Consider the following 22953-nt stretch of genomic DNA (forward strand, 5'->3'; position numbering starts at 1 on the left):
CCCCGATTTCCGCACTTTCGCACCACAATGAACCCATGTCGCTCACCGACCGGGACGCGTCCGCTCCCCGCCTGCCGACGCTGCTGGAAGCCGTCCTCGGCGTCGGCACGGACCTCGAACTGCGCGCCACCCTCCAGCACATCGTGGACTCCGCGACCGAGTTGGCGGGCGCGCGCTACGGGGCGCTCGGGATCGTCGATCCCGAGCGCCGGCGGCTCACCGCCCTGTTCACGTCCGGTCTCACCGAGGCCGAGCGGAACAGGATCGGCGACCTGCCGGACGGCCGCACCGGGCTGATCGGCGTCCTCATCCAGGACCCCCGGTCGCTGCGCCTGGACGACCTGACCGCCGATCCGCGCTCCTCCGGCGTCCCGGAGGGCCATCCCGAGATGCGCTCCTTCCTGGGCGTGCCGATCCGGGTCCACACCGAGGTCTTCGGCAACCTCTACCTGACCGAGAAGCGCTCGGGCACCTTCACCGAGGAGGACGAGGCGCTGCTGCGGGTCCTGGCCTCCCAGGCCGGCATCGCCATCGGCAACGCCCGGCTGTACGAGACCGCCCGGCAGCGCGAGCGCTGGATCGAGGGCGCGGCCGAGGTCACGACCGCCCTGCTGGCCGGAAGGCCGGCGGCCGACGCGCTGACGACGGTCGCCGAGCAGGCCCGGCTGCTCGCCGACGCCTCGGCGGGGGTGGTCCTCCAGCCCACCGAGGAGGGCGGGATGGAGATCGTCGCGGCCTCGACGCCGGGCGACCCGGGCGAGCTGATCGGCACGGCGATCGCGCCCGGATCGCCCGTCCTGGAGCAGCTGCTCGGCGGGGAGCCCGTGTTCATCGAGGACTCGGCCACCGACCCGCGGATGACCACGCACGTACGGTCGCGGTTCGGGCCCTCGATGATGCTGCCGCTGCAGAGCGGCGGAAAGCTGATCGGCACCCTCGCGCTCCCCCGGCGCCGCGGCGGGCGCCCGTACACGGCGGTCGACCGGCTGCTCGCCTCCCAGTTCGCCTCGCAGGCGGCGCTCGCGCTGGTCCTCGCGGACGCCCAGCACAACCGGGAGCGGCTGGCGGTGTACGAGGACCGCGACCGCATCGCGCGCGATCTGCACGACCTGGTCGTCCAGCGGCTGTTCGCCACCGAGATGATGCTGGAGTCCACCCGGCGCCGGGCCGCCGGATCCGCCGAGGAGAGCTCCCTGCTCGGGCGGGCCGTGGACGAGCTGGACTCCACGATCCAGGAGGTGCGGACGGCCATCTTCGTCCTCCAGCAGCCACCGGCCGAGGTGCCGGCGTCGTTCCGGGGCCGGGTCCTGCGCGAGACGGGCGGCGCGGCGGCGCTGCTCGGCTTCCAGCCCTCGGTCCACTTCTCCGGGGCGGTCGACACCCTGGTCGACGAGGCCGACGCCGAGCGGATCCTCGCCACCCTGCGGAGCGCGCTGGCCGCGGCCCACCGCCGGCCGGAGGTCCGCGCCATCACCGTCGAGGTGTCGGCGCCGCCGCGGGGCCCCGCCCTGCGGGTCACGGACGACGCGCGGCCGCCCACCACGGTCAGCTGGCCGTGAGCGCCGGGCCCGCGCGCCGGCCCCGGACCGGGGCCCGTCCCGGGCCCCTCGAACGGCCCAGTCCGGCGCGCCACCGCCGGACCCGCGATCTTGACTGGTGGCGTGGACACCGTCGCGAAGCCCCCCGCAGCCGCCTACCGGAACCTGGTGATGGCCACCATCGGATTCACGCTCACCTTCTGGGCCTGGAATCTGATCGCGCCGATCGCGAGCTGGTACGGCGACCGGCTCGACCTCAGCTCCTCCGAGCAGTCGCTGCTCGTGGCCGTGCCGGTGCTCGTCGGCTCGCTCGGCCGGATCCCGGTCGGCGCCCTCACCGACCGGTACGGCGCCAAGAGGATGTTCCCGCTGGTGTCGGCGCTGACGATCGTGCCGGTCCTGCTGCTGATCCTCGCGAAGGACTCGTACGCGGCGATGCTCGCCGTCGGGTTCCTCCTCGGCCTGGGCGGGACCACGTTCGCCATCGGCATCCCGCTCGTCAACTCCTGGTTCCCGCCCGCCAAGCGGGGCCTCGCGCTCGGCGTCTTCGGCATGGGCATGGGCGGCGTGGCGCTGTCCGGCTACTTCACCCCGCGCATCGCCAAGCACGGCGAGAACCTGCCGTTCATCGTCGTCGCGTGCGCGCTCGCCGTCTACGCGGTCCTCGCCTTCCTCCTCGTCACCGACCGGCCCGACCGCCCGGTGCCCACCGACTCCCTGGCGACCCGGCTCGGCCGGGCCGGCCGGCTGCGGGTCACCTGGGAGCTGTCGGCGCTGTACGCGATCGGCTTCGGCGGCATCGTCGCCTTCGGCGTCTACCTGCCGACGTACCTGAAGACCTGGTACGAGCTCGACCCGACCGACGCCGGCACCAAGGCCGCCGGGTTCGCGCTGGTCACCGTCGTCTTCCGGCCGTTCGGCGGCTGGCTCTCCGACCGCGTCCACCCGGCCCTCGTCACCTCCGGCGCGCTGGGCTTCGCCGCCCTCCTCGCCATCGTCCAGGCCTTCGACCCGCCGCTGAACCCGGGCGGAACGATCGCGCTCCTCGGCATGGCCGCCGGGCTCGGCACGGCCAGCGGCTCGATCTTCGCGCTCGTCTCCCAGGTCACCCCGCAGCCGCAGGTCGGCAGCGTCACCGGCATCGTCGGCGCGATGGGCGGACTCGGCGGCTTCGTGCCGCCGCTGGTGATGGGCGCGATCTACAGCGCGAAGGACTCGTACTCGATCGGCTTCATGCTCCTGTCCGACCTGGCCCTCGCGGGCTGCGTGTACGCCTACGGCCGGATGCGGAACATCACCCCGACCGCGGACGGCGAGCGGCCCGGAGAGGTGAGCAAGGTCGCAGCCCGGCGCCCCTGAGGCGCGGGCAGAATTCCTCACGGCATCCCCGACGCGAGGAGATCGACCGATGAGCCCGCTCTTCCCGGCCCTGGCGGCCGGCCCGGACCGGCCGCACGACCGACCCGCGCTGCGCTTCGGCGCCGAGGCGCTGACGTACGGGGAACTCGCCTCGGCGGCGGGGACGCTCGCCGGCCGGATCTCCGGGGCGGGCCGGGTGGCGGTGTGGGCGACGCCGACCGTGGAGACCGCGGTGGCCGTGGTCGCGGCCCTGCTGGCCGGGGTGCCGGCCGTCCCGCTGAACCCGCGCACCGGTGAGCGGGAGCTGGCGCACATCGTCGGCGACAGCGCGCCCGGCCTGGTCCTGGCCGGTGCGGCGGACGACCTGCCCGCCGGCCTCGCGGGGCTGCCGCGCGTCGACGTGCGGACGAGCGGGGGCGGGAGCGCCGGGCTGCCCGAGCCGGCGGACCCCGAGGCCCCCGCCCTGATCGTCTACACCTCCGGCACCACCGGCCCGCCGAAGGGCGTCGTCCTCTCCCGCCGCGCGATCGCCGCGTCGCTGGACGCGCTGGCGGACGCCTGGGCGTGGACGGCCGACGACGTGCTGGTCCACGCGCTGCCGCTGTTCCACGTCCACGGCCTGATCCTCGGCGTCCTCGGCCCGCTGCGGCGCGGCGGCTCGGTGCGGCACCTCGGCGCGTTCTCGGTGGAGGGCGTGGCGCGGGAACTCGGCGCGGGCGGCGGCACCATGCTGTTCGGCGTCCCGACGATGTACCACCGGATCGCCGACGCGCTGGCCGGCGACCCGGCGCTGGTGCGGGCGCTGTCCGACGCGCGGCTGCTGGTCTCGGGTTCGGCGGCGCTCCCGGTGCACGACCACGAGCGCATCGCGGCGGCGACGGGACGGACCGTGGTCGAGCGGTACGGCATGACCGAGACCCTCATGAACACCAGCGTCCGGGTGGGCTCCGGTCCGCGCCCCGGTTCGGTGGGCGTACCGCTGCGGGGCGTGGAGCTGCGCCTGGTGGAGGACGACGGCACCGAGATCCCCCTGTCCGACGGCGAGAGGGTCGGCGAGATCCAGGTCAGGGGCCCGAACCTGTTCACCGCCTATCTCGGCCGGCCCGACGCGACGGCCGCCGCCTTCGACGGGGACTGGTTCCGCACGGGCGACATGGCGGTCCGCGAGTCCGACGGCTCCGTGCGGATCGTGGGCCGCCGGGCGACGGACCTGATCAAGAGCGGCGGGTACAAGATCGGCGCGGGCGAGATCGAGAACGCGCTGCTCGACCACCCGGCGGTGCGGGAGGTCGCGGTGACCGGCGAACCCGACCCGGACCTGGGAGAACGCGTCGTGGCCTGGGTCGTGCCCGTGGACCCGGAGAACCCGCCGTCGGACGGGGAACTGGCCGCGCACGTCGCGGGACTGCTCGCCCCGCACAAGCGGCCCCGGGTGGTCCGCCGGCTCACCGAGCTGCCGCGCAACGACATGGGCAAGGTCATGAAGAAGGCACTGCCGGGGGCCCTCCATGGCTGAGCGGTTCACCGCCCGCGAGGCGATCGCGCTGGTCACGGACGACTTCACCGACCACGCGCCGGAACGTGCCGCGGACGCCGGGCCGGACGGGACGCGCGAGGCGGCCGACGGGCCGCTGGGCTGGGCCGGTTACGACGCGTCCCGGGCGCGGGCCGCCGCGCGCACCGGCGAGGAGGAGTCCGTCGTGTTCGGCACGGCTCGCGTCGACGGCCGCGCGTGCGTGCTGCTCGTCTTCGAGTTCGGCTTCCTCGGCGGTTCGCTGGGCGGCGCGGCCGGGGACCGCCTGGTCGCCGCCTACCGCACGGCCCGGGAGCGGCGGCTCCCCCTGGTCTCGCTCGTGGCGACCGGCGGCAGCCGGATGCAGGAGGGCATGGTCGCCCTGACCCAGCTCCAGCGCGTGGCCGCCGAGACCGTCCTGCTGCGGGAGTCCGGTGTCGCCCATGTCGCGGTGCTGCGGGACCCGTCGACGGGCGGCGGCTGGGCGACGGTCGGCGCGGGCGCCGACGTCGTACTGGCCCTCCCGGACGCCCAGGTCGCCTTCGCGGGCTCCCGGGTCCGCCCGCCCGGCGCGGACCCGGCCGCCTACACCGCCGAGGAGCAGTGGCGGCACGGCCATGTCGACGCGCTGGTCCCGCCGGCCGCGCTGCGCGAGACGGTGGCGCGGTGGCTGCGCCTGCTCGCACCGGACGCCCGGACACCGGAGGCCGGAGCCGCTCCCCCGCCCGCCGCGCTCACCGAGGCGGATGCTCCCCGCACCGGCTGGGAGGCGGTGACCCGGGCCAGGGATCCGCGCCGGCCGCGGGCCGCCGCGTACCTCGACGCGTACTTCGAGGAGCGTGCGGCCCTGCGCGGCGACCGCGCCGGCGGGGTGGACCCCGGGACGGAGTGCGGCTTCGGGCTGCACGAGGGACGGGTCGTGGCGTACGCCGCGCAGGGCGGCACCCCGACCCGGCCCGCGGGATTCCGCACCGCGGCCCGGCTGGTGCGGCTCGCGGGGCGGCTCGGGATCCCCGTGCTGACCCTCATCGACACGCCCGGCGCCGCCAACGACGCCGAGGCCGAACGGGCGGGCGCGGGCCCGGCCATCGCGGAGGCGTTCGCGGCGATCGCCGGGGCCCGGACCCCGGTCACCTCGCTCCTGATCGGCGAGGGCGGATCCGGCGGCGCCCTCGCCCTGGCCGCGCCCGGCAACACCTGGACCACGCCGGACGGTTACTTCTCCGTCATCGCGCCCGAGCTCGCCGCCGCCATCCTCAAGCGCGCCCCCGAGGAGGCCCCGGAGACGGCCGGCCAGCTCCGGCTGCGCCCGCAGGACCTGGTGGAACTCGGCTGCGTGCGGGGGATCGTGACCCGCTGAGCGTCCGGCCCCGCACGGCGAAGGCCCGGTACGGCTGCGCGCCGTACCGGGCCCTGCTCGTGGCGGGGCGGGGCGGGGCCTACTTCACCCCCACCGCCCGGATGATCTCCTGCGTCACCGCACCGCCCCGGTCGTCGCTCGCGCCGGCGCGCAGCGACACCGAGCCGGCCCGGTCCGGAACCCGCAGCTCACCGGTCCAGGCGGCCTTCTTCCCGGCCGCGGCCTTCAGGGCGACCCGCGTCCAGGTCTTCCCCTCGTCGTACGAGACCTCCAGGGTCCCGCCGGTGATCCTGCCGGTGTCCGACGCACCCTCCACGTACTCCGCGAAGATGCCGACGGGCAGCTTCCGGCCGCCCCGGACGTCGCCGGCGAGGTCGGTGTCGACGTCGAAGCCGAGGTTGAGCAGCGGCAGGTAGGTCCTCCGGTCGTCCGGGGTCTCCTTGGACCGGAAGGTCCACTCGGCGTGGCCGCGGGTGGAGAGGCGCCAGCGCGCCGGATCGAGCGTCGTGTCGGTGACGACCTTGTACGTCGCCTCCTCGGCCGGGGCGTCCCAGGCGTAGGCGCCCGAGCTCATCTTGCGGTCGACGCGGACCCCGTTGACGTACACCTCGGTGTACTGGGTCATCGAGTCGTCGCTCCACACGTTGCCGAAGCCGGTGTGGTCGGGGCCCGAGTCGCCCCACCCGGGGGTGTTGAAGCGCAGGTCGTTGCCGCTGCGCTCCTGCCCCCAGCCGAGCCCGGTGCCCAGCCACGGGTGCCAGACCGGCTCGAACCATTCCAGCGTGCGCCGGCTGCCGCCCTGGTAGGAGTTGGTGCCGCCGCGCTGCTCCAGCGACTCGCCGAGGTCGACCGACTCGTGCCAGCGCTGACCGGTGCCGGTGGAGACGTACTCGGTGCGCTCGGCGGGGAAGGCGATCCACTCCTTGAACCCGAAGCCGATCGGGAAGGTGTCGGTGATCGAGTAGCGGAACTCGCCGCCGATCTCCTTCTTGGCCGTCGGCATGTGGAACGTGGAGTCGATGGTGGCGAGTTCGTTCTTGCCGGGGCGGAAGACGAGGTCCCGGCCGATCGCGCCGGGGTGCCCCTCGGACAGGTCGTAGGTGTACGGCGTGTAGCGGGTGCCGGTGAGGTCGAGCCGGGTGCCACGGGCCGCGGCGGCGGCGATCCGCGCCGCGTCGGCGGCGTTCACGGAGGCGACGGCGAGCGGCCGGTCCTGGTAGTCGGCGGTGCCGAACCAGGTCATCAGCCGGCCGCGCTGGTCGTCGGTGACGAACAGCGCCGTGGCGCCCGCGTCCTGCGCGTTCTGCGCGAGCTGCGGAGCGGGCAGCGCGCCGGCCCGGACGAGGACGGCCTTGCCCTTGACGTCCTTGCCCGCGTACTCGGCCGCGGTGCCGGTGCCGGCGTCGACGACCCGGAGGCGGTGCCGGCCTTCGAGCAGGGCGGCACCGGGCTGGGCGGCGGCGTCGGACAGCGCGTGGCCGTCGGCGCTCGCCTCCAGGATCGGCTTGCCCAGGCGCCAGACCGTCCGGTACTCGAAGGTGCCGGTGGCGGGCTTGGTGGTGGGAGCGGCGAAGATCGAGTCGTACTTCGCCGGCACCTGGTAGGCACCGCCGTAGTGGGCTCCGTTGGCCTGGCGGTCGAACTCCATCAGCAGCTGACGGGTCTCGGTCCGCCGCTCGACCTCGGCCCGGATCTCCCGCAGCTGCCGGCCGTCGAGGGTGATCTCGCGGTCCCGGTCGAGGGTGATCTCGGGCGCGGTGAGGAAGCCGAGTCCGAGCGAGTCCCTGCCGTGCGAGCCGCGCACGTCGAGGAAGGTGTCGACGGTGTACGTGCCCGGCTTCAGGCGCAGTTCGAGCGTGCCGGACTCGCCGACCGTCGCCGGGAACGGGTCCACGCCCTCCGTGAGGTGCTGGACGCCGAGGAAGGCGGGGGTGGGGGCGCCGTCACGGTCCTTGACGTGGACGGTGAGGGTGTAGCGCTCCTCCTCCTTGACCAGGCCGAGCGCGGTGTGCGCGACCGGGGTTCCGCCCGCGGAGGCGACGACGCGTCCGGTGGACTGCCCGACCGGCGCCTTGGTGCCGTCACCCGTCACGGTGGTCCGGGCGGTGCCGTGGGCCGGAACGGTGAGGGTGGTGTCGGCCAGGGTGGCGACCCCGGCCGGGACTCCCTCGACGGCGAGGCTCAGTTCGACCGGGCTGTCGGAGGAGTTGGCGTACGTGACGGTCCGGGTGACCGGCTTGCTGTCCTCGTACGGCCAGGAGACGAAGCCGAGGTCGGCGGAGCCGGTCGCGGTCACCTGCGCGGCGACGGCGGCGCCCACGTCGACCCGGCCGGCGCCGAGCGCGTACGGGGAGTCCGTGAGCGTCTTCGACGAGGACATCAGCGCGTCCTTGAGCTGCGCGCCGGTCCAGTCGGGGTGCTGCTCGGCCAGCAGCGCGGCGACGCCCGCGACGTGCGGGGTGGCCATCGACGTGCCGCTCATGGACGTGTACAGGCCGGTCCCGCCGACCAGTTGGGAGCGGGCCGCGAGAATGTCCACGCCGGGCGCGGACAGGTCGGGCTTGAGTGCCTGGTCGCCGTGGCGGGGGCCCTGGCTGGTGAAGTACGCCGGTGCGTCGCCGGAGTCGACGGCACCGATGGTCAGCGCGGAGTCGGCGGCGCCGGGCGAGCCGATGGAGCCGGGGGCGCCATAGTTGCCGGCGGCGATGACGAACAGGGCCCCGGTCTCGGCACTCAGGGTGTTGACGGCCTGGGCCATCGGGTCGGTGCCGTCGCTGGGTTCCTGGGAGCCGAGGCTCATCGACACGATCTTGGCGTCGATGTCCTTGGCGGCCCACTCCATGCCGGCGATGATCTGCGACTCGCTGCCGGAGCCCTCGTCGGAGAGGACCTTGCCGACGGCGAGCGCCGCACCGGGCGCGACGCCCTTCTCCTTGCCCTCGGAACCGGCGCCGCTGCCGCCGACGGTGGAGGCGACGTGGGTGCCGTGGCCGTTGCGGTCGGCGACCTCCTGTCCCTCGATGAAGGACCGGGACTCGGTGACCCGGCCCGCGAGGTCGGGGTGGGCGAGGTCGGCGCCGGTGTCCAGGACGGCGACCTTGACGCCCTTGCCGGTGAAGCCGGCGTCCCACGCCTTGGAGGTGCCTATCTGCGCGTTGGACTCGGCCATGGCGGCCTTGACCCGTCCGTCGAGCCAGACCTTGCCGACGGCGGAACGCGCGGCGGGGCCGGTGAAGGACTTCCAGAAGGCGGCGGGGTCGGTGGCACGCACCGCGGCGCCGCCGAGGCTGGGCAGCGCGCGGACGGTCTCGGCACCGCGCGGGGCGGCGGCGCGGGCGGCCTTGCCGTAGGTGACGATCAGCGGCAGTTCGTCGGTGACGCCCTGTTCGATGAGTCCGCTGACGTCGAAGAGCCGCCGGTCGAGGACCCCGGAGTCCAGATGGCGGCGGGCCTCGTCGGGCACGACGGTGACGCGGCCGTTCACGATCTCGCTGCGGACGCCTCCGGTGGCGCCCTCGGCCCGGTCGACGCTGACGGCCTTCCGGCCGCCGCCGAGGTCCGTGACGGTCACCCGGTCACCGGTGACGAGCGTGACGGTGGTGCTGCTGCCCTTGGTTCCGGTGAAGGTGTCCGGTACAGGGCTGCCGGTCGCTCCGGCCGCGGCGGTCTGCCCGGCCGAGAGCATCACGAGGGAGAGGCCGGCGGCGAGCAGCCCGGCTCTCCCTCTGACGGAAGGTCTGGTCATCGACGCACTCCTCGGACACCCGGGGGAAGGGTTTGTTCCGGGTGCCGCGACGAGTCTCGGCCGTTCGCGTCCGGTTGAGTCCGGCTCGGCCTGGCGGGTACCTGCCGTGGCGGCCAACCGCCAGAGGGGCGGCTGCCGTTGAGCGATCGATCGGACCGGAGGACCTGCGGCGCGGGGCGGGGTGGGCACGCAGGACGTGCGGCGGGAGGCGCGGCCGGACGGAAGGTCGGGGGACCAAGGGGGCGTCTCGCCGATCGTGCCGGTTCAGGGATCGGGGGTGTCCTGTCGTCCGGTCCGGGAGCCCGGCCCGATCGCCAGGACACCCCGTGGGCGGTGGCACGTCGGCGGAGCGGCCCGGTGGTCGCGCCGCCGACGCGTCACGGCGTGGGATCCAGCGCGTCGTAGCGGCGGAAGCCGCGGCCGCGGAGCGCCAGGAGGCCGACCGCCAGTACGCACGCGAGTCCGCCGCCGGTGATCGCGACGGTCGGCGAGGTGAGGTCGGCGACCGAGCCCGCGAGGAAGTCGCCGAGGCGCGGGCCGCCCGCGACCACCACGATGAAGACCCCCTGGAGCCGACCGCGCATCTCGTCCGGCGCCGCGACCTGCATCATCGTGTTGCGGAAGATCATGGAGACGGTGTCCGAGTACCCGGCGAGCGCGAGGAACAGCAGCCCGAGCCAGAGGTTGCGGGTGAGGCCGAAGACGGCGATCGCCGTCCCCCAGCACGCCACCGCGAGAAGGATCGCCTGTCCGTGGTGGCGGATGCGTCCCTGCCAGCCGGACAGCACCCCGCCGAGCAGCGCCCCGGCCGCGGGGGCGGCGGCGAGCAGGCCGGTGGTGCGGGCGTCGCCGTCGTACCAGAGCACGGCGACGACCGGGAACAGCGCCCGCGGGTGGGCGAGGATCATCGCGCAGAAGTCGGAGAAGAAGGTCATGCGCAGGTTGGGCCGGGTGGCCAGGAAGCGCAGCCCGTCGAGCACGGAGGCGCGCTTGGCGCCGGTCCGTTCGGGAAGCATCGACGGCAGCCGCCACATCGCGTAGAGCGCCGCGGAGAAGGCGACGGCGTCGATGAGGTACGCGGTCTGGAAGCCGCCGAGGCCCACGAGGAGGCCGCCCAGGCTCGGGCCGACGAGCGTGCCGAACGTCGTCGTCATGGAGTTGAGCGCGTTCGCGGCACGCAGCTGCTCCGCCGGCAGCAGACGGGGGATCATCGAGGTGCGGGCGGGTGAGTTGAGCGCCGCGCAGACCGACTGCAGGGCGACGATCGCGTACAGGAACCAGACCTGGTGGAACCCGGCGAACGCGGCGGCGGCGAGGGCCGCGGAGAGCACGGCGGAGCCGGTCGCGCTGGCCAGCCCGAGCCTGCGGCGGTCGACGGTGTCGGCGATGGCGCCGCCGTAGAGGCCGAAGACGACCAGCGGCACGAGCGAGAAGAGGCCCACGAGCCCGACGGAGAAGGGCGAGCGGGTGATCTCGTAGACCTGGAGGGAGACGGCGAGGGCCGTCATGCCCTGGCCGACCCAGGAGACGGTGTTGCCGAACCAGAGGCGGCGGTAGTGCGCGGAGGTCCGCAGCGGGGTGAGGTCCGCGAGGACGCGGCCGCGTTCGGGGGCCCGGGTCTCGGTCACGCGACGTCGAACCGGAGCTCGGGCCGGGTCCAGTAGATCCCGCCGGCGGGTTCGACGGCTCCGGTCCGGCGTGCCCCGGTCCGCAGGTAGAACTCCTCGGCGGGCGGATGTGCGACGACCCGTACGGACGTCAGGCCGGCGGCGCGGGCCTCACCGGTCATGTGCTCCATCAGCAGGCGTCCGGTGCCGTGTCCCTGGGCGTCGTCGGCGACGAAGGCGAGGTCGAGCTCGGCCTCGTCGAGGAGGAGGGCGTAGAAGCCGACTGTGCGTCCTTGGCCGTCGACGGCGACGTGGACGCAGTGGTGCTCGATGTACGGGCCTCCGACGACGTAGCCGTCGACCATGACGGCGTAGTCACCGCGATACGCGCCGGACTTCCTGACGAGCTGGGTGAGGCGACGGGAGTCCTCTGCGGTGGCGCGTCGGACGGTGATGGCGGGCATGGAGGGAGTATAGGGATGGAGGGTAAAGGAGTCCTTACAGTTTCCTCCTGGTATGTACAGAACCCCAGGTCGGGACGCACCCGCCCCCGGCGGCGGCCCACCGCGCGGCCCGTCGTCGCTCGGGCGCCGGTCAGCCGCAGGGGCTCAGGTCGTCCGGGTCGACGTCGTCGAGCCGGGCGGCCAGCGCGTTGAGCTGGGCCCGCAGGCCGCGGATCTCCTCCAGCGACATCCCCGTCGCGGCGGCGATCCGCCGCGGCACGCCGAGAGCCTTGTCACGCAGTTCGGCGCCGGCCTCGGTGGCGCGCGCGGTGACCGAGCGCTCGTCCTCGGCGCTGCGCCGCCGCTCGACGTACCCGGCCGCCTCCAGCCGCTTGAGCAGCGGCGACAGGGTGCCCGAATCGAGCCGCAGGTGCTCGCCGATCCGCTTCACGGGCAGCTCGCCGTACTCCCAGAGGACCAGCATGACCAGGTACTGGGGGTAGGTGAGTCCGAGCTCCTTGAGCGCACCGCGGTAGACCCCGTTGAACGCGCGGGTGGCGGCGTGCAGCGAGAAGCAGATCTGGTGGTCGAGCCGGAGGAAGTCCTCGTCCCGGGTCGTGTCGAGCGTCTCCATGGCTCCAGGTTACGCGAGGGCCATTGAGTTGTGCACAATTGAATTGTGCGATACCAATGACTCAGCACACCGCACCGGCTCCGCACGAGGACAGGAAGAGACACCCATGAACGCGATCTACACCGCTGTCGCCACCGCCAACGGCCGCGAGGGCCGCGCCGTCAGCTCCGACGGCCACATCGACCTCCCCCTCGCCCACCCCCAGGCGCTCGGCGGCAACGGCCAGGGCACGAACCCGGAGCAGCTCTTCGCCGCCGGCTACGCCGCCTGCTTCGCCAGCGCCATGGGCGTGATCGCCCGCCAGGAGAAGATCGACGTCAAGGACGTCTCGGTGACCGCCGAGGTCAGCATCGGCAAGGACGAGGCCGACAGCGGCTTCGGTCTCGCGGTCGTCATGCGCGCCGAGTTCCCCGACCACCTCCAGGGCGAGCCGGGCCGCGCGCTGCTCGAGAAGACCCACGCCTTCTGCCCGTACTCCAAGGCCACCCGCGGCAACATCCAGGTGGAGCTCGTCATCGAGTAGTCGCCACCCCGGCCACGTCCGCCCCCGGTGCAGCCCCACGCACCGGGGGCGTTCGCCGTTCCTGGGCCCGGACGGCACCGGCCAGGGGACGGAAGAAGCGGCTCGCGAAGGGGTGGCCGGCACACGGGCCGTGTCATCCGGGTGATGTGGGGCGTGTCGGGCCGGCTGCTCGCGCCCGCCGTCCGCAGACTGGGGTGAGATGCACGAGGCGGACGCCGTCGCCCTCGCGGTGGCGAATCGCCCGGCCGGCGATCGCGCAGGCCAGAACGATTCTGCTTCACCGAGCGTTGGTGGGGCGGGTGGGACTCGAACCCACGGCCGACGGATTATGAGTCCGCTGCTCTAACCGGCTGAGCTACCGCCCCTCAACGGCGTGGCGCGTACAAGTGTGCGCGCCGTCTGCCGCAGCATAGCCGCTCATACGATCTCCTGCTGTGGCGCCCGGCAACCACGATCAAGAGGACTTCGCCCCGGACGAGATGGTTCCCGGGCAAAAGAAAAAGGACCCCGAAGGGTCCTCTTTCCGATCGCTCCCCCGGCTGGACTCGAACCAGCAACCCTCCGGTTAACAGCCGAATGCTCTGCCAATTGAGCTACAGGGGATCGCGCTCCCCCGACTGGACTCGAACCAGTAACCTGCCGGTTAACAGCCGGCTGCTCTGCCAATTGAGCTACAGGGGATTGCTGCGTTGCACCGAACGTACCCACCTCGGGTGTCCCGGGCGGCGCTCGTTCGCTGCGACACATACATTAGCGCAAGCAGGGGGGTGCTCCGCCAATCGGTATGCCGCGCGCTCTCGTGGGCACCAGTGAGGCATCAGGGAACTTCCAGGGAAGGGTGGTGCCGCCGTGCGGTACAAGCTGACGTTCGTCGTGGGACTGGCCCTCGGTTACGTCATCGGCACACGGGCCGGGCGCGAGCGCTACGAGCAGATGAAGAAGTCCGCGCGGGAGCTCTCGCAGAACCCCGCCGTGCGCAACGCGGCGGAGTCCGCGGCGCAGACCGGCCGCCAGGTGGCCGGCAAGGCGCTCCACGCGGTGAGCGACAAGGTCGGCGACCGGCTGCCGGACTCGATGACCGAGCGGATCCACGCCCTGCGCCACCACAACGGCCAGGTGACCGAGGACGAGTGGGGCGTCAGCAACACCTGACCCCCGCACGCGGACCGTGGGCAAGCTCACGCGGCGCCGCTCACCTGACCCGGGGCCGCGCACCGTCCGGACGCCCCACGGCCCCGGGGCGCCGGGCCGGTTCCGGACCGTGCGCGAAAACGCGTCTCCTACCCCGCGGGCGCTCCCCCTACTCCTCCGCGTGCGGCAGAATCTCTTGCCATGGGGATAGTCGCGGGTTTGGACAGCTCTTCGGGGTTCACACGCATCGTCGTCTGTGACGCGGACACGGGTGCCGTGCTGCGGCAGGGCTATGCCCAGCATCCCGGCGACCCGAAGGCCACCGACGTCGACCCGCAGGTCTGGCTGCTCTCGCTCGGCGAGGCGGCCACCGGCGGTCTGCTGGAGGGGGTCCAGGCCATCGGCGTCTCCGCGCAGCAGCACGGACTGGTGCCGCTGGACCAGCAGGGCGGTCTCGTCAGGCCCGCGATGATCGGCAACGACAAGCGGGCGCAGGTCGCCGCGGCCGATCTGGTCGAGGGGTTCGGCGGGCGGCAGGCCTGGGCCGAGGCGGTCGGGTCCGTCCCGCAGGCCGGGCAGCCCGTGGCCAAGCTGCGCTGGCTGGCCCGGACCGAACCCGAGAACGCCCAGCGGGTCGCGATGGTCCTCCAGCCGCACGACTGGCTGGTCTGGCAGCTCCTCGGCCGCCCCCTCCGGCGCACCACGGACCGCGGCGCCGCGTCCGCCACCGGCTACTGGTCGGCCGGCGCCGGCACCTACCGTCCCGATCTGGTCGAGCTGGCGCTCGGCCACATGGCCATGCTGCCCGAGGTCCTCGGCCCCGCCGAGGCCGCCGGGACCACCCCCGAGGGCCTGCTGATCTCCGCCGGCACCGGCGAGACGATGGCCGCGGCGCTCGGCCTCGGGCTCGGCCCCGGTGACGCGGTCGTCTCCCTGGGCGCCTCCGGCTCGGTGATGGCCGTGCACCACGAGGCGCTCACCGACCCGCAGGGCATGATCACCTCGTTCGCCGACGCGACCGGCATGCACCTGCCCGTCGTGCACACCTCCAACGCGGTCCGGACGCTGCGCGGCACCGCCGAGATGCTCGGCGTGGACAACCTGGAGGAGTTGTCGGCGCTCGCGCTGAAGTCGACCCCCGGCGCCTCCGGTCTCGTCCTGCTTCCCTACCTGGAGGGCGAGCGCACCCCGCAACTGCCGCACACGGCCGGCACCCTCAGCGGTCTGCGCCGCGAGTCGATGAAGCCCGAGCACCTCGCGCGGGCCGCCTTCGAGGGCATGCTCTGCGCGCTCGCCGACGCCATGGACGTGCTGCGCGGACGCGGCGTGGAGGTGCGGCGTGTGTTCCTGCTGGGCGCGGCGGCCGAGCTGCCCGCCGTGCAGGCGCTCTCGCCGGCCGTCTTCGGCGCACAGGTCGTCGTCCCGCAGCCGGCGGACTACGCGGCGCTGGGCGCCGCCCGGCAGGCCGCGTGGGCCCTCGGCGTCTCGCACGGCAGGCTCTCCCCCGGCGCGCCGCCGGCCTGGCAGGGCGCCGCGGCCCAGGTCTTCGAGCCGGGCGAGGAACTGGCGGTGGGTCAGGCGGTGCGGCAGCAGTACCGGGCCACGCGGGAGCAGATCCACCCGGGCGCCTTCGACGCCTAAGGGCTGTCCCGTAATCCGCGGTGGGTCGGCGCACGGCGTCGGATGCGGTGCATCGCAAGGCGGAGGACCGTCCTCATACTGGGCGTATTCGGGCGATCCGACAACGCAGCGAGGTGCCGTAGCCGACGTCGTGCGCCCGCCGGGGATTACGGGACAGCCCTTAGCCGTCGCGCTCCGTGGCCGCCGGCCCCGGAGCCCGGCTTCGCAAAGGCTTGACCAGGTCGGCAAAACCCGGTCGTAACGCCGTGGGGCCACGGGCGATAGTAGAACCCGTGCTCATAAGACTCCTCCGAACCCACCTCGGACCGTACAAGAAGCCCATCGCCCTGCTGGTGCTGCTGCAGCTGCTGCAGACCTGCGCCTCGCTCTACCTGCCGACCCTCAACGCCGACATCATCGACAACGGTGTCGTGAACGGGGACACCGGCTACATCCTCCGCTTCGGCGCCCTGATGGTCGCGGTCTCCGTCGTCCAGGTCGTCTGCAACATCGGCGCCGTGTACTACGGGGCCCGGACCGCGTCCGCGCTCGGCCGCGACGTCCGCGCCGCGGTCTTCGAGCGCGTCCAGTCCTTCTCCGCCCGCGAGGTCGGGCACTTCGGCGCCCCGTCGCTGATCACCCGCACCACCAACGACGTCCAGCAGGTCCAGATGCTGGTGCTGATGGCGTTCACGCTGATGGTGTCCGCGCCGATCATGTGCGTCGGCGGCATCATCATGGCGCTGGGGCAGGACGTGCCGCTGTCGGCGGTGCTGCTCGCGGTGGTCCCGGTCCTGGGCATCGCGGTCTCGCTGATCGTGAAGAGGATGCGTCCGCTGTTCCGCACCATGCAGGAGCGGCTGGACACGGTGAACCGGGTGCTGCGCGAACAGATCTCGGGCAACCGGGTGATCCGGGCGTTCGTGAAGGACGACTACGAGCGCGACCGCTTCAAGGTCTCCAACACGGAGCTGACCGACGTGTCGATGGCGACCGGCCGGCTGATGGCGCTGATGTTCCCGACCGTGATGACGGTCGTGAACGTCTCCAGCATCGCGGTGGTCTGGTTCGGAGCACACCGCATCGACAGCGGCGAGATGGAGATCGGCGCGCTGACCGCCTTCCTCGCCTATCTGATGCAGATCGTGATGGCCGTGATGATGGCCACCTTCATGTTCATGATGGTGCCGCGCGCCGAGGTGTGTGCCGAGCGCATCGAGGAGGTCCTCGGCACCGAGTCCAGCGTGGTGCCGCCGGTCGCGCCGGTGCACGAGCTGCGGCAGCGCGGGCATCTGGAGGTCAGGGCGGCGGACTTCCGCTACCCGGGCGCCGAGGAGTCGGTGCTGCGGAACGTGGCCCTGGAGGCCCGGCCCGGCGAGACCACGGCGATCATCGGCTCGACCGGCTCCGGCAAGTCCACCCTGCTCGGACTGGTGCCGCGGCTCTTCGACGTGACCGGCGGCGAGGTCCTGGTCGACGGCGTGGACGTCCGGACGCTCGACCAGGCGCTGATGGCGCGGACGGTCGGACTCGTCCCGCAGAAGCCGTACCTCTTCTCGGGCACGGTCGCGACGAACCTGCGGTACGGGAAGCCCGACGCGACCGACGAGGAGCTGTGGCACGCCCTGGAGGTGGCCCAGGCGGCGGACTTCGTACGGGAGCTGGAGGCCGGCCTGAACGCGCCGATCGCGCAGGGCGGCACCAACGTGTCCGGCGGGCAGCGCCAGCGGCTCGCCATCGCCCGGACGCTGGTGCAGCGGCCGGAGATCTACCTCTTCGACGACTCGTTCTCGGCACTCGACTACAAGACCGACGCGCTGCTGCGGGCCGCGCTGTCCGAGGAGACGGCGGACGCGACCGTCGTGATCGTCGCCCAACGGGTGTCGACCATCCGGGACGCCGACCGGATCGTGGTCCTGGACCAGGGCCGGGTCGTGGGCACCGGACGCCATCACGAACTGATGGCAGGCAATGAGACGTACCGGGAGATCGTGCTCTCCCAGCTGACCGAGGCGGAGGCAGCCTGATGGCCGGTCCTGGCGGACGGATGATGGCCGGCGGCGGCCCCGACCAGAAGTCGATGGACTTCAAGGGCTCGGGCAAGCGACTGCTGCGGCAGCTGGCGCCCGAACGGAGCGCGCTCTGGCCGATGGTGATAGCCGGCGTGCTCAGCGTGGCCGCCTCGGTGGTCGGCCCCAAGATCCTCGGCAAGGCGACCGACCTGGTCTTCGCGGGCGTGGTCGGGCGGCAGATGCCCGAGGGCGCCACGAAGGCGCAGGCGATCGACTCGCTGCGGGCCGAGGGCAACGGCGGGATGGCGGACATGCTGTCCGGGGTCGACTTCACCCCCGGTCAGGGCATCGACTTCACCGCGGTGGGTCAGGTGCTGCTGTGGGCGCTCGCCGTCTACGTGGTGGCCGGCCTGCTGATGCTGGTCTCCACCCGGATGTCGATCAAGGTGATCAACCGCACCGTGTTCCGGATGCGGGAGGACGTGCAGGCGAAGCTGGCCCGGCTGCCGCTGTCGTACTTCGACAAGGCCAAGCGGGGCGAGGTGCTCAGCCGCGCCACCAACGACATCGACAACATCTCGCAGACCCTGCAGCAGTCGATGGGCCAGCTGATCAACTCGCTGCTCACCATCGTCGGCGTGCTGGCGATGATGTTCTGGATCTCGCCGCTGCTGGCGCTGGTCGCCCTGGTGACGGTGCCGGTGTCGGTGGTCGTGGCGGCCAAGGTGGGCAAGCGCTCGCAGCCGCACTTCGTGCAGCAGTGGAAGTCCACGGGCAAGCTGAACGCCCACGTGGAGGAGATGTACACCGGTCACGCGCTGGTGAAGGTCTTCGGGCGGCAGGACGAGTCGGCGGCCGACTTCCGCGAGCAGAACGAGGCGCTGTACGAGGCCGGCTTCAAGGCCCAGTTCAACAGCGGCGTCATGCAGCCGGTGATGTTCTTCATCTCGAACATCAACTACGTGCTGGTCGCCGTCGTCGGCGGTCTGCGGGTGGCCTCGGGCACCCTGTCGATCGGTGACGTGCAGGCGTTCATCCAGTACTCCCGGCAGTTCTCGATGCCGCTGACGCAGGTCGCGTCCATGGCGAACCTGGTGCAGTCGGGCGTCGCCTCGGCCGAGCGGATCTTCGAGCTGCTCGACGCCGAGGAGCAGGAGCCGGACTCCCCGGTCGGCGAGCGGCCCTCCGAGTCCGCGGCCGGCAAGGGCCGGGTCGAGCTGGACCACGTGTCCTTCCGCTACGAGGCCGACAAGCCGCTCATCGAGGACCTGTCGCTGACGGTGGAGCCGGGGCAGACGGTGGCGATCGTCGGACCCACCGGCGCGGGCAAGACGACGCTGGTGAACCTGCTCATGCGGTTCTACGAGGTCACCGGCGGCCGGATCGCGCTCGACGGCGTGGACGCGGCGTCGATGTCCCGCGAGGACCTGCGGTCCGGCATCGGCATGGTCCTCCAGGACACGTGGCTGTTCGGCGGGACGATCGCCGAGAACATCGCCTACGGTGCGAGCGGCCCGGTCACCCGGGAGCGGATCGAGGAGGCGGCGCGGGCCGCGCACGCCGACCGTTTCGTCCGCACGCTGCCGGACGGCTACGACACCGTCATCGACGACGACGGGGCGGGCGTCAGCGCCGGCGAGAAGCAGCTGATCACCATCGCGCGGGCGTTCCTGTCCGACCCGGTGATCCTCGTCCTGGACGAGGCGACCAGCTCCGTCGACACCCGGACCGAGGTCCTGATCCAGAAGGCGATGGCACGTCTCGCCCACGGGCGGACCAGCTTCGTGATCGCGCACCGGCTCTCCACGATCCGGGACGCCGACGTGATCCTGGTGATGGAGAACGGCTCGATCGTCGAACAGGGCACGCACGACGAGCTGCTGGCGGTGGACGGGGCGTACGCGCGGCTCTACGCCGCCCAGTTCGCCCAGGCGGTCGTCGAGGTCGACTGACCCCGTTCCCGGTGCCGGGCGTCCGTCCGGCACCGGGGACCTCGCACGAACCCGAGGGCCACGCCTCAGTCCAGATAGCCGCGCAGCTGGTCGGCGAAGGCGTGGTCCCGGAGCTTGTTGAGGGTCTTGGACTCGATCTGGCGGATGCGTTCGCGCGTCACGCCGAAGATCCGGCCGATCTCCTCCAGGGTGCGGGGCCGGCCGTCGTCGAGGCCGTAGCGGAGCTGGACGACCTTGCGTTCGCGCTCGCCGAGGGTGGAGAGGACCGCCTCCAGGTGCTCGCGCAGCAGCAGGAAGGCGGCGGACTCCACCGGGGAGGCGGCGTCCCCGTCCTCGATCAGGTCGCCCAGCGCGACGTCGTCCTCCTCGCCCACCGGGGCGTGCAGGGAGACCGGTTCCTGGGCGAGTCGCAGCACCTCGCCGACCCGTTCGGGTGCCAGGTCGAGCTGGGCGGCGACCTCCTCGGGCGTCGGTTCGTACCCGCGCTCCTGGAGCATCCGGCGCTGGACCCGGACGACCCGGTTGATCAGCTCCACGACGTGGACGGGGACGCGGATGGTCCGGGCCTGGTCGGCCAGCGCGCGGGACATCGCCTGGCGGATCCACCAGGTCGCGTAGGTCGAGAACTTGTAGCCGCGCGCGTAGTCGAACTTCTCCACCGCGCGGATGAGGCCGAGGTTCCCCTCCTGGACCAGGTCGAGCATCGTCAGCCCGCGCCCCACGTACCGCTTGGCGACGGAGACGACCAGGCGCAGGTTCGCCTCGATGAGACGGCGCTTGGCCATCCGGCCCATGACCACGAGCCGGTCCAGGTCGAGGGCGAGCCGGGAGTCGAGGTCGGTGGCGGAGGCGAGCCGCTCCTCGGCGAAGAGCCCGGCCTCGACGCGGCGGGCGAGCTCGACCTCCTCGGCCGCGGTGAGCAGCGGGATGCGGCCGATCTCGCGCAGGTATTGGCGGAAGAGGTCGGAGGAGGGTCCGCTCCCGCCGGTTTCGACGCGGCGCGGGGCGGGTGCCTCGGTCTCCTCCAGGGGCTCCGTCTCGGCCGGCGCGGCCGCCGCGGCGGTCTCCGTGGGGGCCGTCTCGTCGGTGAGGCCGGCCGGATCCGGCCCGGCCTCGGGGTCGTCGGACGCGAGGGGGACGGCGGACCCTACGGGCTCCGGTGCCTCGGGGTGGTGGGCGGCCGGACGCTGTCCGGGCACGGCGTGGGTCGGGGGCAGGGTCCGGGTCTGCACGGGGGCGACCTCCAGGGTGTTCGCTGCCGGTTCGGGGGCGTGCGACAGCGGGACGGGCGCGGCCGGGCCGCCACTGTCCGTCCCGTACACGATGAGCGGAACCGCGGGGGCACGCTCCGAGGGCTCAGGCACCGCCCACCAGTGTGGGGTACGACACATCACCGCCACGAGGGGCGTGCGGTGACTTTTTGAATGCGGACGACTACGAAGGGGGACTTCCCGGACGACGGCCGGTGCGCGGCGGCGTGCTGCCGCCGGTGCCGTCGCGGGAGGGCGCGGGTCGTCCGGCGGCCGCCCTCGTGCCCCCGGACGCCGACCGCGCGCGGTGCTGCCGGAGCCCCGGCCCCGGGGCCGCCTGTGCGGCTCTCAGAGAGCGGCCGCGCCGTTGTTCCGCAGGGACTGTCCGTACTGGGTGAGCACCCACAGCTCGTTCTGCACGGCCGCCTGCCGCTCCGGGTCCCCGTGTGCGCCGAGGCGCGCCAGGGAGCCCTGTACGTCCCGGATGCGGCGGTCGACCGCGCGCAGGCGGACGGTGACGAGCTGGTCGCCCGCGTAGGCCTCGTCGACGGTCTTGGCGAAGATCGCCTCGACGGCGAGTTCGGTGACCAGCGCGCGGACGGTGTCGTTGGGCGCGGCCTCGCGGACGGTGGCCAGGTAGTCCGAGGGCGCGTCGGTGGCCCCGCCCGCGTCCTGGATGCACTGGCGGACGGTCGCGTAGGGCGGTGCGGTGAACTCGTCGACCCCGTAGGCGTCGAAGGCGGGCGAGACCAGCTCGGGGCGCTGGAGCGCCAGCTTGAGGAGCTCGCGCTCGGTGCGGTGGGCCGGGCTGCGCAGGTTGAGCGCGGGGCCGGCCGGGGCCTGGGGGGCCTGCATCGGCGGGGGCGCCGTGCGGTTCTGCGCGGGCGCCGGGCCTCGGCCGCCGCGGTCGCGGGCCCAGCGGGCGACCTGGGCGACGCGCCGGACCACGAACGGCGTGTCGAGGATGCCGAGCATGCCCGCGAGCTGCACGGCGACCTCGTGCTGCGAGGCGACGTTCTTGATGCGGGCGACGATCGGGGCCGCCTCGTCGAGGGCGGCGGCCCGGCCGGCCGGGGTCTCCAGGTCGTAGCGGCGCACGATCTGGCGCAGGGCGAACTCGAAGAGCGGGGTGCGCGGCTCGACGAGGTCGGCCACGGCCTGGTCGCCCTTGGCCAGCCGCAGGTCGCAGGGGTCCATGCCGTCCGGCGCGATGGCGATGTAGGTCTCCGCGGCGAACTTCTGGTCGTCCTCGAAGGCGCGCAGGGCGGCCTTCTGGCCGGCCGCGTCGCCGTCGAAGGTGAAGATCACCCGGGCCGATCCGTTGTCCATCAGGAGCCGGCGGAGGATCTTGATGTGGTCGCCGCCGAAGGCGGTGCCGCAGGTGGCGATGGCGGTGGTGACGCCGGCCAGGTGGCAGGCCATGACGTCGGTGTAGCCCTCGACGACGACGGCTCGGCTGACCTTGGCGATGTCCTTCTTGGCCAGGTCGATGCCGTAGAGCACCTGGGACTTCTTGTAGATCGGCGTCTCGGGCGTGTTCAGGTACTTGGGGCCGTTGTCGTCCTCGCGCAGCCGGCGGGCGCCGAAGCCGACGACCTCGCCGCCGACGTCCCGGATCGGCCACATCAGGCGGCCCCGGAAGCGGTCGATGGGGCCCCGGCGGCCGTCCTGGGAGAGCCCGGAGAGGATCAGCTCCTTGTCGGAGAAGCCCTTGCCGCGCAGGAAGCGGGTGAGGTGGTCCCAGCCGGCCGGGGAGTAGCCCACGCCGAAGTGTTCGGCGGCGGCCTGGTCGAAGCCGCGCTCGGCGAGGAACTTCCGGCCGATCTCGGCCTCGGCGCCGCCGAGTTGGTCGGCGTAGAACTGGGCGGCGACCTTGTGGGCCTCGATCAGCCGGATGCGCTCGCCGCGCTGGTGGCCGGGGTTGTAGCCGCCCTCCTCGTACCGCAGCGTGATGCCCGCCTTGGCGGCGAGGCGCTCGACCGTCTCCGAGAAGGAGAGGTGGTCGATCTTCATCACGAAGGCGATCGTGTCGCCGCCCTCCTGGCAGCCGAAGCAGTGGAACAGACCCTTGCCGGGGCTGACCTGGAAGGAGGGCGACTTCTCGTCGTGGAAGGGGCACAGGCCCTTGAGGTTGCCGCCGCCCGCGTTGCGCAGTTGAAGGTACTCGGACACGACGGAGTCGATCGGGACCGCGTCCCGTACCGCCTTCACGTCGTCATCGTTGATCCTGCCTGCCACGCATGAATCCTACGGTGCCGGGCGGCTT

The 22953-nt window shown here is 73.0% G+C and carries 15 protein-coding genes and 3 tRNA genes; 9 read left to right on the forward strand and 9 right to left on the reverse strand.

Translation table 11 applies throughout. From position 1 onward, the window contains the following. Window positions 1–35 precede the first annotated feature (35 nt). From ACGFZF_RS03350 to ACGFZF_RS03365, 4 genes are all read left to right on the forward strand, one after another. Window positions 36–1559 carry a GAF domain-containing protein gene (locus ACGFZF_RS03350; RefSeq protein WP_393550810.1) on the forward strand — a complete coding sequence of 508 codons (1524 nt, stop codon included), beginning with the start codon at window positions 36–38 and terminating at the stop codon, window positions 1557–1559. 150 nt (window positions 1560–1709) lie between these two features. After that, window positions 1710–2897, forward strand: a complete 1188-nt coding sequence (locus ACGFZF_RS03355; protein ID WP_393551012.1) for a nitrate/nitrite transporter — start codon at window positions 1710–1712, stop codon at window positions 2895–2897. Window positions 2898–2946: 49 nt separating this feature from the next. Then, entirely contained in the window at window positions 2947–4413 is a 1467-nt protein-coding gene (locus ACGFZF_RS03360; RefSeq protein ID WP_393550811.1) for an acyl-CoA synthetase, read from the forward strand. Beyond that, complete coding sequence (locus ACGFZF_RS03365; protein WP_393550812.1) at window positions 4406–5770, forward strand: carboxyl transferase domain-containing protein; 1365 nt, start codon at window positions 4406–4408, stop codon at window positions 5768–5770. Before ACGFZF_RS03360 ends, ACGFZF_RS03365 begins: the two co-directional genes overlap by 8 nt. Window positions 5771–5849: 79 nt before the next feature. On the opposite strand, the gene ACGFZF_RS03370 is transcribed toward ACGFZF_RS03365, so the two are convergent. The 4 genes from ACGFZF_RS03370 to ACGFZF_RS03385 form a co-directional block, all read right to left on the reverse strand. Further along, window positions 5850–9515, reverse strand: coding sequence for a S8 family serine peptidase (locus ACGFZF_RS03370; RefSeq protein WP_393550813.1), 3666 nt, complete (start codon window positions 9513–9515; stop codon window positions 5850–5852). A 377-nt stretch (window positions 9516–9892) separates the two neighbouring features. Next, window positions 9893–11143: an MFS transporter gene (locus ACGFZF_RS03375; protein ID WP_393550814.1), complete on the reverse strand. Its 1251-nt coding sequence runs from the start codon at window positions 11141–11143 to the stop codon at window positions 9893–9895. Continuing rightward, a complete protein-coding gene (locus tag ACGFZF_RS03380) occupies window positions 11140–11586 on the reverse strand; it encodes a GNAT family N-acetyltransferase (protein ID WP_393550815.1) in 447 nt (148 codons plus the stop codon). The genes ACGFZF_RS03375 and ACGFZF_RS03380 overlap by 4 nt, the downstream gene beginning before the upstream one ends. Window positions 11587–11716: 130 nt before the next feature. Then, entirely contained in the window at window positions 11717–12199 is a 483-nt protein-coding gene (locus ACGFZF_RS03385) for a MarR family winged helix-turn-helix transcriptional regulator (RefSeq protein ID WP_393550816.1), read from the reverse strand. Between the two features lie 106 nt (window positions 12200–12305). Here ACGFZF_RS03385 and ACGFZF_RS03390 point away from each other — a divergent pair, with 106 nt between their 5' ends. Then, window positions 12306–12722 (forward strand): organic hydroperoxide resistance protein, encoded by a 417-nt coding sequence (locus ACGFZF_RS03390; RefSeq protein ID WP_393550817.1) that lies wholly within the window; start codon window positions 12306–12308, stop codon window positions 12720–12722. Between the two features lie 288 nt (window positions 12723–13010). On the opposite strand, the gene ACGFZF_RS03395 is transcribed toward ACGFZF_RS03390, so the two are convergent. The 3 genes from ACGFZF_RS03395 to ACGFZF_RS03405 all read right to left on the reverse strand — a co-directional run bounded on the left by ACGFZF_RS03395 (window position 13011) and on the right by ACGFZF_RS03405 (window position 13403). Further along, window positions 13011–13087 (reverse strand) — tRNA-Ile (locus ACGFZF_RS03395). Window positions 13088–13252: 165 nt separating this feature from the next. Continuing rightward, window positions 13253–13325: transfer RNA gene (locus ACGFZF_RS03400), tRNA-Asn, on the reverse strand. Between the two features lie 5 nt (window positions 13326–13330). Then, window positions 13331–13403: transfer RNA gene (locus ACGFZF_RS03405), tRNA-Asn, on the reverse strand. Between the two features lie 168 nt (window positions 13404–13571). Between ACGFZF_RS03405 and ACGFZF_RS03410 the strand changes: the two genes are divergently transcribed. From ACGFZF_RS03410 to ACGFZF_RS03425, 4 genes are all read left to right on the forward strand, one after another. Further along, window positions 13572–13874 carry a YtxH domain-containing protein gene (locus ACGFZF_RS03410; protein WP_393550818.1) on the forward strand — a complete coding sequence of 101 codons (303 nt, stop codon included), beginning with the start codon at window positions 13572–13574 and terminating at the stop codon, window positions 13872–13874. Between the two features lie 180 nt (window positions 13875–14054). After that, the gene (locus ACGFZF_RS03415; RefSeq protein ID WP_393550819.1) at window positions 14055–15494 is read left to right on the forward strand and encodes an FGGY family carbohydrate kinase; all 1440 of its coding nucleotides are present in this window, start codon (window positions 14055–14057) and stop codon (window positions 15492–15494) included. Between the two features lie 272 nt (window positions 15495–15766). After that, window positions 15767–17500, forward strand: coding sequence for an ABC transporter ATP-binding protein (locus ACGFZF_RS03420; RefSeq protein WP_393550820.1), 1734 nt, complete (start codon window positions 15767–15769; stop codon window positions 17498–17500). Next, window positions 17500–19437, forward strand: a complete 1938-nt coding sequence (locus ACGFZF_RS03425; RefSeq protein WP_393550821.1) for an ABC transporter ATP-binding protein — start codon at window positions 17500–17502, stop codon at window positions 19435–19437. Before ACGFZF_RS03420 ends, ACGFZF_RS03425 begins: the two co-directional genes overlap by 1 nt. 65 nt (window positions 19438–19502) lie before the next feature. Here the strand turns inward: ACGFZF_RS03425 and ACGFZF_RS03430 are convergent, their stop codons facing one another. Continuing rightward, window positions 19503–20801, reverse strand: coding sequence for a sigma-70 family RNA polymerase sigma factor (locus ACGFZF_RS03430; protein ID WP_393550822.1), 1299 nt, complete (start codon window positions 20799–20801; stop codon window positions 19503–19505). A 234-nt stretch (window positions 20802–21035) separates the two neighbouring features. Next, window positions 21036–22925, reverse strand: coding sequence for a DNA primase (gene dnaG, locus ACGFZF_RS03435; RefSeq protein WP_393550823.1), 1890 nt, complete (start codon window positions 22923–22925; stop codon window positions 21036–21038). Window positions 22926–22953 lie beyond the last annotated feature (28 nt).

Source organism: Streptomyces sp. NPDC048338, from assembly GCF_043201055.1.
Classification (GTDB): domain Bacteria; phylum Actinomycetota; class Actinomycetes; order Streptomycetales; family Streptomycetaceae; genus Streptomyces.